Genomic DNA, 14,107 nt, shown 5'->3' on the forward strand with positions numbered 1-14,107 from the left:
TCGACCGTGAGCATCACCCCTGAAGCCATCCCCGCGACCGTCGCCGTTCAGGCGACGGTCGCGGGGCGGCGCACCCGCAGCCCGTTCCTCCGCTTCCTCCTGCGACGCATCGGCCAGTCGCTCATCGTGATCTTCGTCGTCACGCTCATCGTGTTCGCGCTGCTTCAGATGCTGCCGGGCGGCCCCGCCCGCGGTGTGCTCGGCGTGCAGGCCACGGCCGAGCAGATCGCGGCTTTCAACCAGGCGCAGGGCTTCGATCGACCCGTCTGGCAGCAGTACCTCATGTTCCTCGGACGCCTCGTGACGGGCGACCTCGGAGAGTCGTATCTGCTGAACATGTCGGTCTCCGACGCGATCGCACAGCGTCTGCCCAAGACGCTGCTGCTCACGGGCCTGTCGCTCGTCATCGCGCTCGCGATCGCGATCCCCGTCGGCATCTTCCAGGCCGTCCGGCGCAACCGCGGGGCCGACTACACGCTCTCGGTGCTCGCGATCGTCGCGTACTCCACGCCCACCTTCTTCCTCGGCATGCTCCTCATCATGCTGTTCAGTCAGACGCTCGGCGTGCTGCCGGCGAACGCGCCGCAGGGCGACACGGTCTCGGCGGTCCTGCTCGAGCCCCAGCGCCTGATCCTGCCCGTGCTCACGGGGGCGATCCCGCTCGTGGCGAACTTCAGCCGGTACATGCGCTCCTCCGCGCTCGACGGCCTGAGCGAGGACTACATCCGCACGGCCCGCTCGAAGGGCACGCCGTTCCGCCGTGTGCTGTCGCGCCACCTGCTGCGCAACTCGCTGACGCCGGTGGTCGCGATGCTCGGATACCAGCTCCCGGTCATGTTCGGCGGCGCCCTCGTCATCGAGCAGCTGTTCAACTACCCCGGTATGGGGCTGCTCTTCTGGAGCGCCGCGCAGTCGAGCGACTTCCCCGTCCTCCTCGGCTGCGTGATCGTGATCTCGATCGCGACTGTCGTGGGGTCGCTGCTCGCCGACATCATCCAGGCGGTTCTGGATCCCCGCACGCGAGGAGGCGTCGCATGAGCGCGCTCAAGAGGTTCTCCGAGAACCGGCTGGCGCTCGTCGGGCTCATCGTCCTCGCGCTCGTCGTGCTGTTCGTCGTGATCGGCCCGCTCGTCTACCCGACGGAGCAGGTGCGCACGGCGCTGGACCAGGCGAACCTGCGCCCAGGCGAGCAGGGCCACCCGCTCGGCACCGACGCGCTCGGCTACGACGTGCTCGGGCGCCTGATGCTCGCGGGCCGCACGTCGCTGATCGTCGGGATCTTCGCGGGCGTGCTCGCGACCGTCATCGGCACGCTCTGGGGCGCGATCGCCGGATACGTCGGCGGCGTCGTCGACGCGATCATGATGCGCGTCGTCGATGCGGGCATCGCGATCCCCGCGATCTTCCTCCTGCTCGTGCTCTCCACGATCGTGCGACCGAGCGAGTGGATGATGATCCTCGTCATCGGCCTCGTGTCGTGGCTCGTCCCTGCGCGACTGGTGCGGGCGGAGTCGCTGTCGGTCAAGACGCGCGATTACGTCGTGGCCGCCCGCGCGATGGGCGGATCCCACTCCCGCATCGTGCTGCGCCACATCGTCCCGAACACGGTCGGCACCGTCGTCGTGAACGCGACGTTCCAGGTGGCCGACGCGATCCTGCTCGTCGCCTATGTCAGCTTCCTCGGCATGGGACTGCAGCCGCCCGCCACCGACTGGGGAGCCATGCTCAACAACGGCCTCGCACTCATCTACCAGAACGCGTGGTGGCTGATCCTGCCGCCGGGTGTCGCGATCGTCGTGGTCGTGTGCGCGCTGAACTTCATCGGCGACGGCCTGCGCGACGTGTTCGACGTGAAGGGAAGGACCGCGTGATGGGCGAGCAGGTGCTGCGGATCGACGATCTGCGCGTGCGCTTCTCCGGCCGAGGCGAGGACGCCGTGCGCGGCGTGAGCCTCGACGTCTCCGCGGGCGAGGTCGTCGCGCTGGTGGGCGAATCCGGATCGGGCAAGTCCGTGACCTCGCTTGCCGCCATGGGGCTGCTGCCGCGCAGCGCCCGCACGACGGGCTCGGTCGAGCTCGCGGACGGCGATGTCACGCGTCAGGTGATCGGCGCGAGCGAGAAGGAGCTCGACGACGTCCGCGGCCGGGTCGAGTCGATGGTGTTCCAGGAGCCCATGACGGCTCTCAACCCGACCATGACGCTCGGCGCCCAGATCGCCGAGGCGGTGCGGAACCACACGCGGGCGACGCCCGCGGAGGCACGCGAACGCGCTGTCGAGCTCATGCGCGCGGTGGGCATCCCCGACGCCGAGAGCAGGGCGCGGCAGTTCCCTCACGAGCTGTCGGGCGGCCAGCGCCAGCGCGTCGTCATCGCGATCGCCCTGGCGTGCGAGCCGCGCGTCATCATCGCCGACGAGCCGACGACGGCGCTCGACGTCACGGTGCAGGCCGAGATCCTCGACCTGCTGCGTCGACTCGTCCGCGAGCGCGGCACGGGGCTCCTGATCATCACGCACAACATGGGCGTCGTCGCCGACCTCGCCGACCGCGTCTTCGTGATGCGCCACGGCGTGGTCGTCGAGTCGGGAGAGGTCTCGCGGGTGCTGACGACGCCGTCGCACGAATACACGCGCACGCTCCTCGCCGCGATCCCGAAGCTTCCGCCGGGGTCGGTCGGGGGAGCGGCCGCGGCCGCCGATCCCGAACCGCTCGTCGTGACGGATCCGGTCATCGAGATGCGCGCCGTCTCGGCGGGCTATCGCGTGGGCGGCCGTCACGTGCCGGCCGTCGAGGACATCGGCCTGGCGGTCGGCGCCGGTGAGATCGTGGGCCTCGTCGGCGAATCGGGGTCGGGAAAGTCGACCGTGAGCCGCCTCGCGCTGGGGCTGCTCCCGACGAGCGGCGGCGAGATCCGGCTGCTCGGCCAGACCCTCTCGGGCCTTCGCGGGCGGCGCAAGCGCGAGCTGCTCGAGCAGCTGGGTGTCGTGTTCCAGGATCCCGGTGGATCCCTCGACCCGCGTATGACCGTCGGCGAGTCGATCGCAGAGCCGCTCGCGATCCATCGGAAGCGTATGCGCTCGGCGGAGCGGGCGGCCCGCGTCGCCGAGCTGCTCGACGCCGTCCGCCTGCCGTCCGACGCCGCGAAGCGCTACCCGCATGAGTTCTCGGGCGGACAGCGCCAGCGCGTGGGGATGGCGCGCGCCCTCGTGCTCAAGCCGCGACTGCTCGTCGCCGACGAGCCGACGAGCGCGCTCGACGTCTCGGTGCAGGCCGAGGTGCTCGACGTTCTGCGCGGGCTGCACGAAGAGCTCGGCTTCGGGTGCCTGTTCGTCAGCCACGACCTCGGCGTCGTGAACGAGCTGACCGACCGGGTCGTCGTGATGCGGCGCGGGCGCATCGTCGAGCAGGGTGAGACATCGCGTGTGCTCACCGCGCCCCGCGAGCTGTACACGCAGGAGCTTCTCGCGTCCGTGCCCGCCCCCGACCCGGCCGTGCAGCGCCAGCGCCGCGCCGCCCGCCTCGGCCTTCTGGAGGAATGACCATCGTGACCAGCAACAGGCCCCGCATCGCGATCGTGGGGATCGCGATCGAGTCGAGTGCCTACGCGGCGCATCGCGCCGGGTATCGAGACTTCCCCGTCCTCACGGGGGACGCCCTGATCGACCGCTACCCGCATCTCGCTCCCGGCGAGCCGCTGCGCGACGCGGCCGAGTGGATCCCCGTCTTCATGGCGCGCTCGATTCCGGGTGGCGCCGTGCTGCGTGAGGTCTACGACGACTTCCGGGCGCGCATCGTCGAGGGGCTTCGCGCGGCGGGCCCCCTCGACGGCGTCTACTTCGATATCCACGGCGCGATGAGCGTCGTCGGGATGGACGACGCGGAGGGCGATCTGGCGACCGCCGTCCGGGAGGTCGTCGGTCCCGACGTGCTCATGACGGCGCCGATGGATCTGCACGGAAACATGTCCGAGACCCTCGCCCTGGCCCTCGATCTCCCGACCTGCTACCGCCTCGCGCCGCACGAGGACGTCTGGGAGACGAAGGAGCGCGCGGCGCGCACGCTCGTCGAGTGGATCCGTCGGGGCGAGAAGCCCCTGCGCGCATGGGTGCGCGTGCCGATCCTCCTCCCCGGCGAGAAGACGTCGACGCGTGTCGAGCCGGCCAAGAGCCTCTATGCGCAGATCGAAGATGTCGAGAAGCGCGACGGGATCGCGGACGCGGCGATCTGGATCGGGTACGCCTGGGCCGACGAGCCGCGCTGCCACGCGACCGTCATGGTCACGGGTGACGACGAGAGGGCCATCGCGGTCGAGGCCGAGAGGATGGCGGGCGAGCTGTGGGATGCGCGGGACGGATTCGCGTTCGTCGGTCCGTCCGGCTCTCTCGACGAAGGCATCGACCGGGCGATCGCGCACCGCGACCGGGGCGGCGAACGCCCCTATCTCGTGAGCGACTCGGGAGACAACCCCGGCGCCGGCGGATCCGGTGACGTCACCTGGACGCTCACACGGCTGCTCGAGCGGCCGGAGCTCACCGACGACGACGCTCCCGTCACCTTCGTCGCGTCGATCTTCGACGCCGGTGCCATCGACGAGCTGTTCGCGCTGGCGCCGGGCGACGCAGTCGACGTCACGGCGGGCGCCCGCGTGGACGATCGTGTGTCCGAGCCCGTGCGGATCCGCGGCGAGCTCGTCTCGCTGCACGAGGGGGATCCCGCGGCCGGTCGCGCCGCGGTGATCCGCTTGGGCGGGATCCGCGCCATCGTGACGGAGTTCCGCAAGGCCTTCCACTCGACAGGCGACTTCGCGGATCTCGGCCTCGAGCCCGGAGACGCCGACATCATCGTGACCAAGATCGGCTATCTCGAGCCGACGCTGTACGACGTCGCGAAGGGGTGGACGCTTGCGCTCACTCCGGGACCCGTCGACCAGGATCTCGAGCGACTCGGGCACGAGCGGATCGCGCGTCCGATGCACCCGTACGACGCGTTCTCGTCGCGACCCGACCTGTCGGCCGCGATCCTCCAGGGCCGCGCGTATGTGCGCGACATCGCCGGGGCCGCGGGAGGGGAGCGCGCATGACGGCATTCGAGCTCGCCGTGCAGGATCCGGCCGGTGTCGCCGTCGCGTCGCGCGTGCGCCCCGACCGCATCGAGCTGTGCACCGCGCTCAGCACGGGCGGGGTCACGCCGTCGGCCGCCCTGATCGATGCCGCGGTCGAGACGGAGGTGCCCGTGCACGTGCTGGTGCGCCCGCGCGAGGGCGGCTTCGTCTATGACGCCGCGGAGCGCGCCGTCATCGTCGCCGACGTCGCCGATGCCGTCCGCCGCGGCGCCTCGGGCGTCGTCGTCGGCGGCCTCGCGAGGGGCGCCGTCGATGCGGATCTCGTGCGACGCGCGATCGACGCCGCGGACGGCCGAGAGGTCACGTTCCACCGAGCGTTCGACACGCTCCCCGACCGCGTCGGGGGGCTCGCCGACCTGGTCGACCTCGGCGTGGACCGCGTGCTCACCTCGGGCGGCGCCTCGCGTGCCGTCGAGGCCCTCGACGAGCTGAGCGCGCTCGCGTCGCAGAGCGGGGGGCGTGTGCAGATCATGGCCGGTGCGGGCGTCACCTCGGAGAACGTGGGCGAGATCGCCGCAACCGGGGTCGCCGCCGTGCACGCGTCCGCGAAGCGGGTCGTCCGCGACGAGCTCCTCGTCTCGCTGGGGTCCGGTGCGCAGGCCGGCGTCTCGGGATACGCGACGACGGACGAGCCCGAAGCGCAGGCCATCCGCGACGCGCTCGCGTCGGGAGCGGCACTGTGACGCGCCTCGGCGTCGACTATGGCGGGACCCAGACGAAGCTCCTCCTCGCGGACGACGACGGCTCCTCGATTCGCACGCACACGGTCGACACGGGGGACCTGAGCGACCTGGCGCACGCGGTCCGCGACTTCGTCGGGACGGACGACGTGGCCGCGTTCGGCGTCACGGTCGCGGGAACGCTCGACCCGACGACCGGGGTGGTCGGCACGAGCGCCAACCTGCCGTGGCTCGACGGGACGGCGCCGGCCGCGGACCTCTCGCGGAGGCTCGGCATTCCCGGAGTCGCCGTGCACGACGGCGAAGCCGCCGCCCTCGCCGAGGCGCGGCGCGGGGCGGGACAGGGCATCGACGACGTCTTCGTCCTCGCGCTCGGCACCGGCATCGCCGGGGCGCACGTCCTGGGCGGGACTCCGCGCCGCGGCGCGCACGGGGCCGCGGGAGAGATCGGGCATGTGCGCGTCACGGACGCCGACTACTCCTGCTCGTGCGGAGGGCGCGGGTGCCTCGAGACCGTGATCGGCGGATCTCAGCTCGGAGTGCGCTGGCGCGAGCGCGGAGGTGCGGGCGGCACCGCTCGCGACGTCGTCGCCGCGGTGGCGTCGGGCGACGAGGCGGCCATCGCCGTGCTGTCCGAAGCGCAGGACGGTCTCGCCCGCGCCCTCCTCGAGGTCGTCGCTCTCGTCGATCCGTCGCGCATCGTGATCGGCGGAGGCGTCGCACGCTCCGCGGAGGTGATCGTGGATCCGGCCGTCCGCCGGGCTCGCGAGCGCGCCACGTTCCACATCCTGCCGGACGTCGTCCCGGCCGCGCTCGGCGTCTGGGCGGGTGCGCACGGCGCCGCGCTCGCCTGCGTCGCGCGCTGACGCACGACGCGGCTGACGACGATGCCCCGACTCGCGCTGCGGGTTCTCGCGGTGGTCATCGTCGTCGTCCGGGCGGCCTCACCCGCGCGGGAACAGCACCCCGCGCGACGCGACGTAGCTCACGCAGGCGCCCGTGTTCCGGAACGTGCGCCCGTCCGCGCCCATGAGGTCGGCGAACCCTCCCCGACGGCATACGGCCGCGACGGACGAGAGGCCCGGTCCCGGCTCCGCCTCCTCGACCTCGGGCACGAGCGCGAACTCGTTGACCGGCGAGATGTCGATGCCGCCGTGCGGATCGGCGGTGCGCACGTACCAGCCGTACTCGCCGAGCTCGTCGAGGGGCTACTCGGTGGCCGCGACGGCACCTGACGCGACGTCGTTCTGCGCGCCGATCTCGCGGTCGGAGAGGACCTCGACGGCGAAGGCCGTCGTGAGCTGGTGGTCCTCGAATCCGATCGGCTCGCGCATGGCGTCGAACACCTCGATGAACTCGTGCCCGTCCGATCCTCCGACGTTCGTCGAGTCGGGGAGGATCTCGGTCGCCTGCAGCGCGGCGGAGATCGAACGGGACTGGCGCGACGGATCCTTCGGTCGCCACGACACGCCCTATCGTGCTCGGTGCATCGGGCGTGTCGTGGCTATCGGACGCCGGACGACGCCGCGGTGTCAGCTCTCGATCACGACGTTGATCGGATCCTCACCGCGGGCGAGGCGCTCGACCTGACCGGCGACGAGCTTCGCGACGCGCGGCCGCATGGCGCTCGAGAGGCCGCCCGAGTGCGGGGTGATGAAGACGTTGTCGAGCGACCAGAGCGGGTGGTCTTCCGGCAGCGGCTCGGGGTCGAAGACGTCGCTCGCCATGCGGATCCGCCCGCGTCGCAGATGGTCGACGAGCGCGTCCGTGTCGAACGTGGGACCGCGGCCGACATTGACGACGAGGGCGCCGTCGGGCAGCGATGCCAGGGCGGCGTCGTCGATGAGGTGGTGGGTCGCGGATCCGCCCGGCAGCACGTTGACGAGGATGTCGGCCGTCGGCAGCAGATCGCTGAGCTCGTCGATGCCGTGCACGTGCACGCCGTCTTCCTCGCGAGCCCGTGAGGCGACGGGCACGACCTCGACCTCGAACCCGTCGAGGCGCGTCATGATCGCCTTCCCGACGCCGCCGTAGCCGAGCAGCACGATACGGCGGTCGGCGAGGCCCGGCGACCAGGAGGGGCTCCACGTCGCGCGGTCCTGATCGCGCACGACGTCGACGAGATCGCGCTGAGCGACGAGCAGCAGGGCGAGAGTCAGCTCGGCCGTCGCGGTCTCGTGCACGCTCGCGGCGTTCGCGTAGATGAGGCCCTCGGGCAGCACATCGGCGACGCCGTCGTATCCGATCGACTGCGCCTGCACGAGGCGCGGGCGCAGGGGAGCGAGCGCCCGCAGCGCGGACCCCTGCTTCATGTACGGGGGGACGACGATGTCGGCGCGCTCGCGCGGCGGGGCATCGGTGCCGTCCCACACGGCGATGTCGACGTCGGAGGACGGATCCAGCAGATCGCGGACATCGCCGGCGAGCTGCTCGGAGGGCACGAGGAGGACAAAGGAATCGGTCACCCGCTCCACGCTACCGGCGGGGCGGTCAACACAACGCAGTCGATCCGGCGTCGGCGGGCGCCGGCGTCCGGCGTGTCGCGGCGATTCGGGTCGCATCGACTGCGTTGTGTTGCTGAGGGGGTCGTCGCACGCGACAGCGCGCCCCCGCTGAGGTCGGCGAGGGCGCGCTGCGAAGAAGGGGGTCAGGCCGCGGCGGCCGCGAGCGACGAGATCGCGCTCTGGAAGAAGCCGATGCCGTCGGTGCCCGAGCGCATCGCGGCCGAGGTGTCGGGGCCGAAGCCGGGCTCGACGGCGTGCTCGGGGTGGGGCATCAGGCCCACGACGTTGCCGCGCTCGTTCGCGATGCCCGCGATGTCATTCAGGGATCCGTTGGGGTTGACGCCCTGGTAGCGGACGGCCACCTGGCCCTCGCCCTCGATGCGCTTCAGCGTCTCGGCGTCGGCTGTGAAGCCGCCATCGGCGTTCTTCAGCGGGATGACGATCTGCTGGCCCGCGTCGAAGGCGTTCGTCCACGCCGTGTCAGCGTTCTCGACCGTGAGCTTCTGGTCGCGGCGGATGAACTGCTGGTGCGCGTTGCGGATGAGACCGCCCGGCAGCAGGTGCGCCTCGACGAGCATCTGGAAGCCGTTGCAGATGCCGAGGACGGGCATGCCCTTCGCGGCCGCCTGCTTCACTTCGGACATCAGCGGGGCGAGCGCGGCGATCGCGCCGGCGCGCAGGTAGTCGCCGTAGCTGAAGCCACCCGGCAGGACGAGTGCGTCGACGCCCGCGAGGTCGTGGGATCCGTGCCAGAGCGCGACCGGCTCGGCGCCCGCGATGCGGACGGCGCGCTGCGCATCGCGGTCGTCGAGCGAGCCCGGGAAGGTGATGACCCCGATCCGAGCGGTCACTCGACCACCTCGATGCCGACGACGTCCTCGATCACCTGGTTCGACAGCACCTCGTCGGCGACCGTCTTCGCCTCGGCGAGGACCTCGTCGGTGACCTCGCCCTCGACGGTCATCTCGATGCGCTTGCCGATGCGCACGTTCTGGAAGCGGCCGTGACCCAGCCGGTCGAGGGATCCGGTGACGGCCTTGCCCTGCGGATCCAGCAGCTCGGCCTTGGGCATGACGTCGACGACGATTGTGGGCATTGCGCGGCTCCGGAAATCGCGGGGGCGGGGTACGGGGTCAAGTGTATGCGGGACCCCCGGCGAACGCGTACGGACCCGGTGCGATGCGCTACCGGGCGACCTCGCGCAGGAGGGAGAGTCGGCTCAGCAGCCGGTCGGCATCGGGGCGGGCGCGCGCCGATCGGCCGAACTCGTCGAGCGTGGTCGGCGAGACGAAGGTCGTCGGCACATCGGCGTCCACGAGCACGTCGACCGCGTTGAGGAAGCGCTGCTGCGCGGGCAGCGGCACCTCGTCGAAGGGCGGCACGTCGAGCACCGTCCAGCGCGCATGGGCACGCGCCCACTCGAGGTACTCGATCGTCGACGTCGGCTGTTCGCACAGCTGCGCGAACGTGATCCAGAGTTCGTCGTCGGTCGCAGCCGTCACCTCGAATGCCCGATCGCGCACGCGGGTCGATCGCGCCCCGGCAGGGACGGCGGCGGGCGCGTCCGTCCGCCAGGATCCCTCGGCGAATCCGGCCGTGCGCCGGGCGCTCGCACGGTAGTCCCGCCCGCCGTCGAGGTGCACGTGCGCCATGTGCTCCTTGATGAGCTGGATCCCCGGCTCGGCGATGTGGTGCCAAACCGGGTCAGGCAGCAGGTCGTCCGGTGCGTAGTTCGAGGTGGCGACGATGCGGATGTCGTGCGCGAGGGCGTGCTCGAGCAGACGCGTGAGAAGGCGTGCGTCGCCCGTGTCGTGCACGTGGAACTCGTCGAACACGAGAAGCGTCGCCGGGCCGATCACATCGGCGAGGCCCTGCGCGATCGGGTCGGGGGTGGGCGTCCGAGGTGCGGCGGTCAGCACGTCGGCCGCGGAGTGGGGGCCGGTGGTGATGACGACGGGCTCCGCGTCGTTCGCAGGAGTCGGCACGACCGCGAGACGCCGCTCCCGGATCGCTGTCTGCCTCGCGAAGACGGCGCGGTGCAGCTCGTCGAGGAAGCCGTGGAAGTGCACGCGCCTCCGGTGCTCGACGGGAGAGTGGCGGTGGAATGCATCGGCGATCCACGACTTGCCGCGCCCCACGGGGCCGTGCAGATAGACCCCTCGCGTCGATGTCGTCATCGCCTCGACGGCGGCGACCTGGTCGGCGTCGAGGGCGAACCCGCTCTCCGCGGCGTCGTCGCAGATCCGGGCGGCGGTGGCGTGGGGGCGCATCCGACCATGCTCGCACGGGGTTCCGCGCGGTCGCCGCACAGTGCCCTCTTGACAGCGTGGGAGCGCTCCCACTAACGTTCACAGCGCCAAGTGGGAGCGCTCCCACACCACAGCACCACAAAGGAGTGGACATCGTGACCTCACATGCCCTGCGCAGGACGGCCGTCGGCATCGCCGCGACGGCCGCCGGAGCCCTCGCCCTCGCCGGCTGCTCCGGAACAACCAGCGAACCCGGCGACGCCGACCCGAACGAAGACATCACCCTCACCATCACGACGTTCGGCACCTTCGGCTACGAAGACCTCTACGAGGAGTACGAAGAGGCCAATCAGAACGTCACGATCGAGGCCACGAACATCGACACGGGCGGAAACGCGCGCACCGACCTGTTCACCAAGCTCGCAGCCGGATCCGGTGCCTCCGACATCGTCGCGGTCGAGGAAGGCTGGATCGGGGCGGTCATGGAGGTGTCCGATCAGTTCGTCGACCTCACCGAGCACGGCATCGCCGACCGCAAGGACGACTGGGTGCCGTGGAAGTACGACGGCGCGACGGATCCCGACGGCCGCGTGATCGGCTACGGAACCGACATCGGGCCGGCCGGGATCTGCTACAACAAGCCGGCGTTCGACGCGGCGGGCCTGCCCACGGATCGCGACGAGGTCGCGACCCTGCTCGAGGGCGATTGGGAGCACTACTTCGAGGTGGGGCAGGAGTACACCGACGCGACCGGCAGCGCCTGGTTCGACCAGTCGGGCTTCGTCTGGAACTCGATGGTGAATCAGCTGCCCGAGGGCTACTACACGTCGGACGGCGAGCTGAACGTCGACGGCAACAGCGAGCTGCGCGACCGCTTCGACCTGCTCGCGGAGGCGGTCGACGGCGGTCAGTCGGCCGCGCAGACCGAATGGGACTGGAACGGCGGCAAGTCGTTCGTCGACGGCACCTTCGCCACGTACGTCTGCCCCGGCTGGATGCTCGGGGTCGTACAGGGCCAGGTCGAGGCCGGCGGCGGCGACGCCGAGACCGGCTGGGACTTCGCCGACGTGTTCCCCGGCGGCGCCGGCAACTGGGGCGGCGCCTGGCTGTCGATCCCCGAGAGCAGCATGCAGCAGGACGCGGCGGCCGAGCTCGCCGACTGGCTGACGCAGCCCGAGCAGCAGGTGAAGCAGGCCGCCGCGGCGGGCAACTTCCCGTCGACCGTGGAGGCGCAGGAGACGCTGGCCGCCGACGCGACGCCGAACGAGTTCTTCGGCGGGGCCCCGACCGGGGCGATCCTCGCGGAGCGCGCGCAGGGCGTCCAGGCCCAGTTCAAAGGCCCGGACGACTCGGTGATCCAGGAGAACGTCTTCGGCCCGCCGCTCGACAAGCTCGATCGCGGCGAGCTCGACGCCGACGAGGCGTGGGACGAAGCGATCCAGCTGCTCGGCGACCTCGTCGAGTGACCCTCCGCTGATCCGGTGCGCGTCGGCGTCATCGCCGACGCGCACCGGATCCCCTCCCTCCGAGACCCGAGGATCTGCTCGACATGACCATGACCGACACCCCCGCCCCGCCGTCGGCGGCCGCGCCCGCGCCGCCGCCCCCGCCCGAGCGCCCCACCTTTCGTCAGCGCCTCTCGCGCTTCGACGTCAAGGCCTCGCCGTACATCTACGTCGCGCCGTTCTTTCTCCTGTTTGCTCTCGTCGGCCTCTTCCCGCTCGGATACACCGCCTGGGTGTCCCTCCACGAATGGGATCTGCTGCAGGGCAAGGGCGAGTTCCTCGGGTTCGGCAACTTCGTCGAGATCCTCGGCGACGGGATGTTCTGGAACTCGCTCGGCAACACCCTCAGCATCTTCCTGCTCTCGGCGATTCCGCAGCTCGTCGTCGCGATCGGCATCGCCTACCTGCTCGACCAGGGGCTGCGCGCCGCGACGTTCTGGCGCATGGGCGTGCTGCTGCCGTTCATCGTGACGCCCGTCGCCGTCGCCCTCATCTTCTCCAGTGTGTTCAACGAAGCCGACGGCCTCGCGAATAACCTGCTCAACCTCATCGGGGTGCCGGATCTCGAGTGGAAGCACGACACGTTCCTCAGCCACGTCGCGGTCGCGACCATGGTCAACTTCCGGTGGACCGGCTACAACGCCCTCATCCTGCTCGCGGCAATGCAGGCGGTGCCGCGGGACCTCTACGAATCCGCCGCACTCGACGGGGCGGGCAGCATCCGCCGCTTCTTCTCGATCACGATCCCCACGATCCGGCCCACGCTGATCTTCGTCATCATCATGGCGACGATCGGAGGCCTGCAGATCTTCGCCGAGCCCAAGCTGTTCGACGCGTCGAGCGCGGGCGGCATCGGCGGATCCGATCGGCAGTTCCAGACCACGGTGCTGTTCCTCTGGGAGCTGGCGTTCTTCCGACGCGACTTCGGCGAGGCCGCGGCCGTCGCCTGGCTGCTGTTCCTCATCATCGTGGCGATCGGGCTCATCAACTTCCTGCTCTCGCGGCGGATCGCCACGGGCGACGCCCCGAAGCCGAACCGCAGGAGCCGCCGCGCCTCGAAGGGACCCCGCCGATGACCACGCACTCCGTCGACGCCACCAAGACCATCGTGACGGCGGGATCCACGGTCGACACGCGCCCGTCCCGTCGCCGCGCCCGGGGAGGGATGGCCGGCATCGGAAGCCGCCCCGGCTTCCTCATCTACGGCCTTCTCGCGGCGTTCGTCCTCGGCAGCGCCTATCCGCTCTGGTGGTCGTTCGTGGTCGGCAGCGGGACGAACGCGACGCGCGGTGAGACCATCCCGCTGGTCCCCGGCGGCAACTTCCTCGCGAACGCGGCGCGCGTGTTCGATGCGATCCCGTTCTGGCTCGCGCTCGGCAACTCCGTCGTCGTCTCGTCGGTCATCACGATCTCCGTCGTGTCGTTCTCGACGCTCGCGGGATACGCGTTCGCGAAGCTGCGGTTCCGCGGTCGCGACGGTCTGATGATCTTCGTCGTCGCGACGATGGCGATCCCGACGCAGCTCGGGGTGATCCCGCTGTTCATGGTCATGCGCCAGTTCGGCTGGACGGGCACGATCGGCGCCGTCATCATCCCCACTCTCGTGACGGCGTTCGGGGTGTTCTTCATGCGCCAGTACCTCGTCGACGTGATCCCCGATGAGCTGATCGAAGCCGCCCGCGTGGACGGCGCGACCCAGTTCCGCACGTTCCTCACCGTCGGGCTGCCGGCGGCGCGCCCCGCCATGGCGATCCTCGGCCTGTTCACCTTCATGACCGCGTGGACCGACTTCCTCTGGCCCATGATCGTGCTCAGCCCGCAGAACCCCACCCTCCAGACGGCGCTGAGCCAGCTGCAGTCGGGCTACTACGTCGACTACTCGGTTGTGCTCACGGGAGCCGTCCTGGCGACGGTTCCCCTGCTGATCCTGTTCGTCGTCGCCGGCCGGCAGCTCATCAGCGGCATCATGGCCGGTGCGGTCAAGGGCTGACGCTCCACCCCGCGTGCTCCTCGGCGCCGAGGCGTTCCCTCGTGCCGTCGCACCCTTC

The 14,107-nt window shown here is 70.8% G+C and carries 15 protein-coding genes; 9 read left to right on the plus strand and 6 right to left on the minus strand.

Annotation, left to right across the window (positions count from 1 at the left end; all coding sequences use genetic code 11):
• Window positions 1-6 precede the first annotated feature (6 nt).
• From KOL93_RS08840 to KOL93_RS08865, 6 genes are read left to right on the plus strand one after another with little or no spacing between them, the layout of a single operon-like run.
• Entirely contained in the window at window positions 7-1,038 is a 1,032-nt protein-coding gene (locus KOL93_RS08840; protein ID WP_308291586.1) for an ABC transporter permease, read from the plus strand.
• Entirely contained in the window at window positions 1,035-1,871 is an 837-nt protein-coding gene (locus KOL93_RS08845; RefSeq protein WP_221584968.1) for an ABC transporter permease, read from the plus strand. The genes KOL93_RS08840 and KOL93_RS08845 overlap by 4 nt, the downstream gene beginning before the upstream one ends.
• Window positions 1,871-3,538, plus strand: coding sequence for a dipeptide ABC transporter ATP-binding protein (locus KOL93_RS08850; protein ID WP_221584969.1), 1,668 nt, complete (start codon window positions 1,871-1,873; stop codon window positions 3,536-3,538). The genes KOL93_RS08845 and KOL93_RS08850 overlap by 1 nt, the downstream gene beginning before the upstream one ends.
• Window positions 3,535-5,079 (plus strand): M81 family metallopeptidase, encoded by a 1,545-nt coding sequence (locus KOL93_RS08855; protein ID WP_260406167.1) that lies wholly within the window; start codon window positions 3,535-3,537, stop codon window positions 5,077-5,079. The genes KOL93_RS08850 and KOL93_RS08855 overlap by 4 nt, the downstream gene beginning before the upstream one ends.
• Window positions 5,076-5,804 (plus strand): copper homeostasis protein CutC, encoded by a 729-nt coding sequence (locus tag KOL93_RS08860; protein WP_221584971.1) that lies wholly within the window; start codon window positions 5,076-5,078, stop codon window positions 5,802-5,804. Before KOL93_RS08855 ends, KOL93_RS08860 begins: the two co-directional genes overlap by 4 nt.
• Window positions 5,801-6,667: an ROK family protein gene (locus KOL93_RS08865; RefSeq protein WP_221584972.1), complete on the plus strand. Its 867-nt coding sequence runs from the start codon at window positions 5,801-5,803 to the stop codon at window positions 6,665-6,667. The genes KOL93_RS08860 and KOL93_RS08865 overlap by 4 nt, the downstream gene beginning before the upstream one ends.
• Window positions 6,668-6,745: 78 nt before the next feature.
• On the opposite strand, the gene KOL93_RS08870 is transcribed toward KOL93_RS08865, so the two are convergent.
• The 6 genes from KOL93_RS08870 to zapE form a co-directional block, all read right to left on the minus strand.
• Window positions 6,746-6,976 carry a hypothetical protein gene (locus tag KOL93_RS08870; RefSeq protein WP_221584973.1) on the minus strand — a complete coding sequence of 77 codons (231 nt, stop codon included), beginning with the start codon at window positions 6,974-6,976 and terminating at the stop codon, window positions 6,746-6,748.
• 33 nt (window positions 6,977-7,009) lie between these two features.
• Window positions 7,010-7,270: a hypothetical protein gene (locus KOL93_RS08875; RefSeq protein ID WP_221584974.1), complete on the minus strand. Its 261-nt coding sequence runs from the start codon at window positions 7,268-7,270 to the stop codon at window positions 7,010-7,012.
• Between the two features lie 63 nt (window positions 7,271-7,333).
• A complete protein-coding gene (locus tag KOL93_RS08880; RefSeq protein ID WP_308291587.1) occupies window positions 7,334-8,266 on the minus strand; it encodes an NAD(P)-dependent oxidoreductase in 933 nt (310 codons plus the stop codon).
• Between the two features lie 182 nt (window positions 8,267-8,448).
• Window positions 8,449-9,156, minus strand: coding sequence for a phosphoribosylformylglycinamidine synthase subunit PurQ (purQ, locus tag KOL93_RS08885; protein WP_221584976.1), 708 nt, complete (start codon window positions 9,154-9,156; stop codon window positions 8,449-8,451).
• Window positions 9,153-9,401 (minus strand): phosphoribosylformylglycinamidine synthase subunit PurS, encoded by a 249-nt coding sequence (purS, locus tag KOL93_RS08890; RefSeq protein WP_221584977.1) that lies wholly within the window; start codon window positions 9,399-9,401, stop codon window positions 9,153-9,155. Before purS ends, purQ begins: the two co-directional genes overlap by 4 nt.
• 88 nt (window positions 9,402-9,489) lie before the next feature.
• On the minus strand, window positions 9,490-10,575 hold the full coding sequence (zapE, locus tag KOL93_RS08895; protein ID WP_221584978.1) for an AFG1/ZapE family ATPase: 1,086 nt from the start codon (window positions 10,573-10,575) through the stop codon (window positions 9,490-9,492).
• Between the two features lie 134 nt (window positions 10,576-10,709).
• On the opposite strand from zapE, the gene KOL93_RS08900 reads away from it, so the two are divergent.
• The 3 genes from KOL93_RS08900 (at window position 10,710) to KOL93_RS08910 (ending at window position 14,049) form a co-directional block, all read left to right on the plus strand.
• Window positions 10,710-12,020, plus strand: a complete 1,311-nt coding sequence (locus KOL93_RS08900) for an ABC transporter substrate-binding protein (RefSeq protein WP_308291588.1) — start codon at window positions 10,710-10,712, stop codon at window positions 12,018-12,020.
• Window positions 12,021-12,109: 89 nt separating this feature from the next.
• Window positions 12,110-13,135, plus strand: a complete 1,026-nt coding sequence (locus KOL93_RS08905) for a carbohydrate ABC transporter permease (protein WP_221585125.1) — start codon at window positions 12,110-12,112, stop codon at window positions 13,133-13,135.
• 89 nt (window positions 13,136-13,224) lie between these two features.
• Window positions 13,225-14,049 (plus strand): carbohydrate ABC transporter permease, encoded by an 825-nt coding sequence (locus KOL93_RS08910; protein WP_260406352.1) that lies wholly within the window; start codon window positions 13,225-13,227, stop codon window positions 14,047-14,049.
• Window positions 14,050-14,107: the final 58 nt, after the last annotated feature.

Source organism: Microbacterium salitolerans, from assembly GCF_019720895.1.
Classification (GTDB): domain Bacteria; phylum Actinomycetota; class Actinomycetes; order Actinomycetales; family Microbacteriaceae; genus Microbacterium.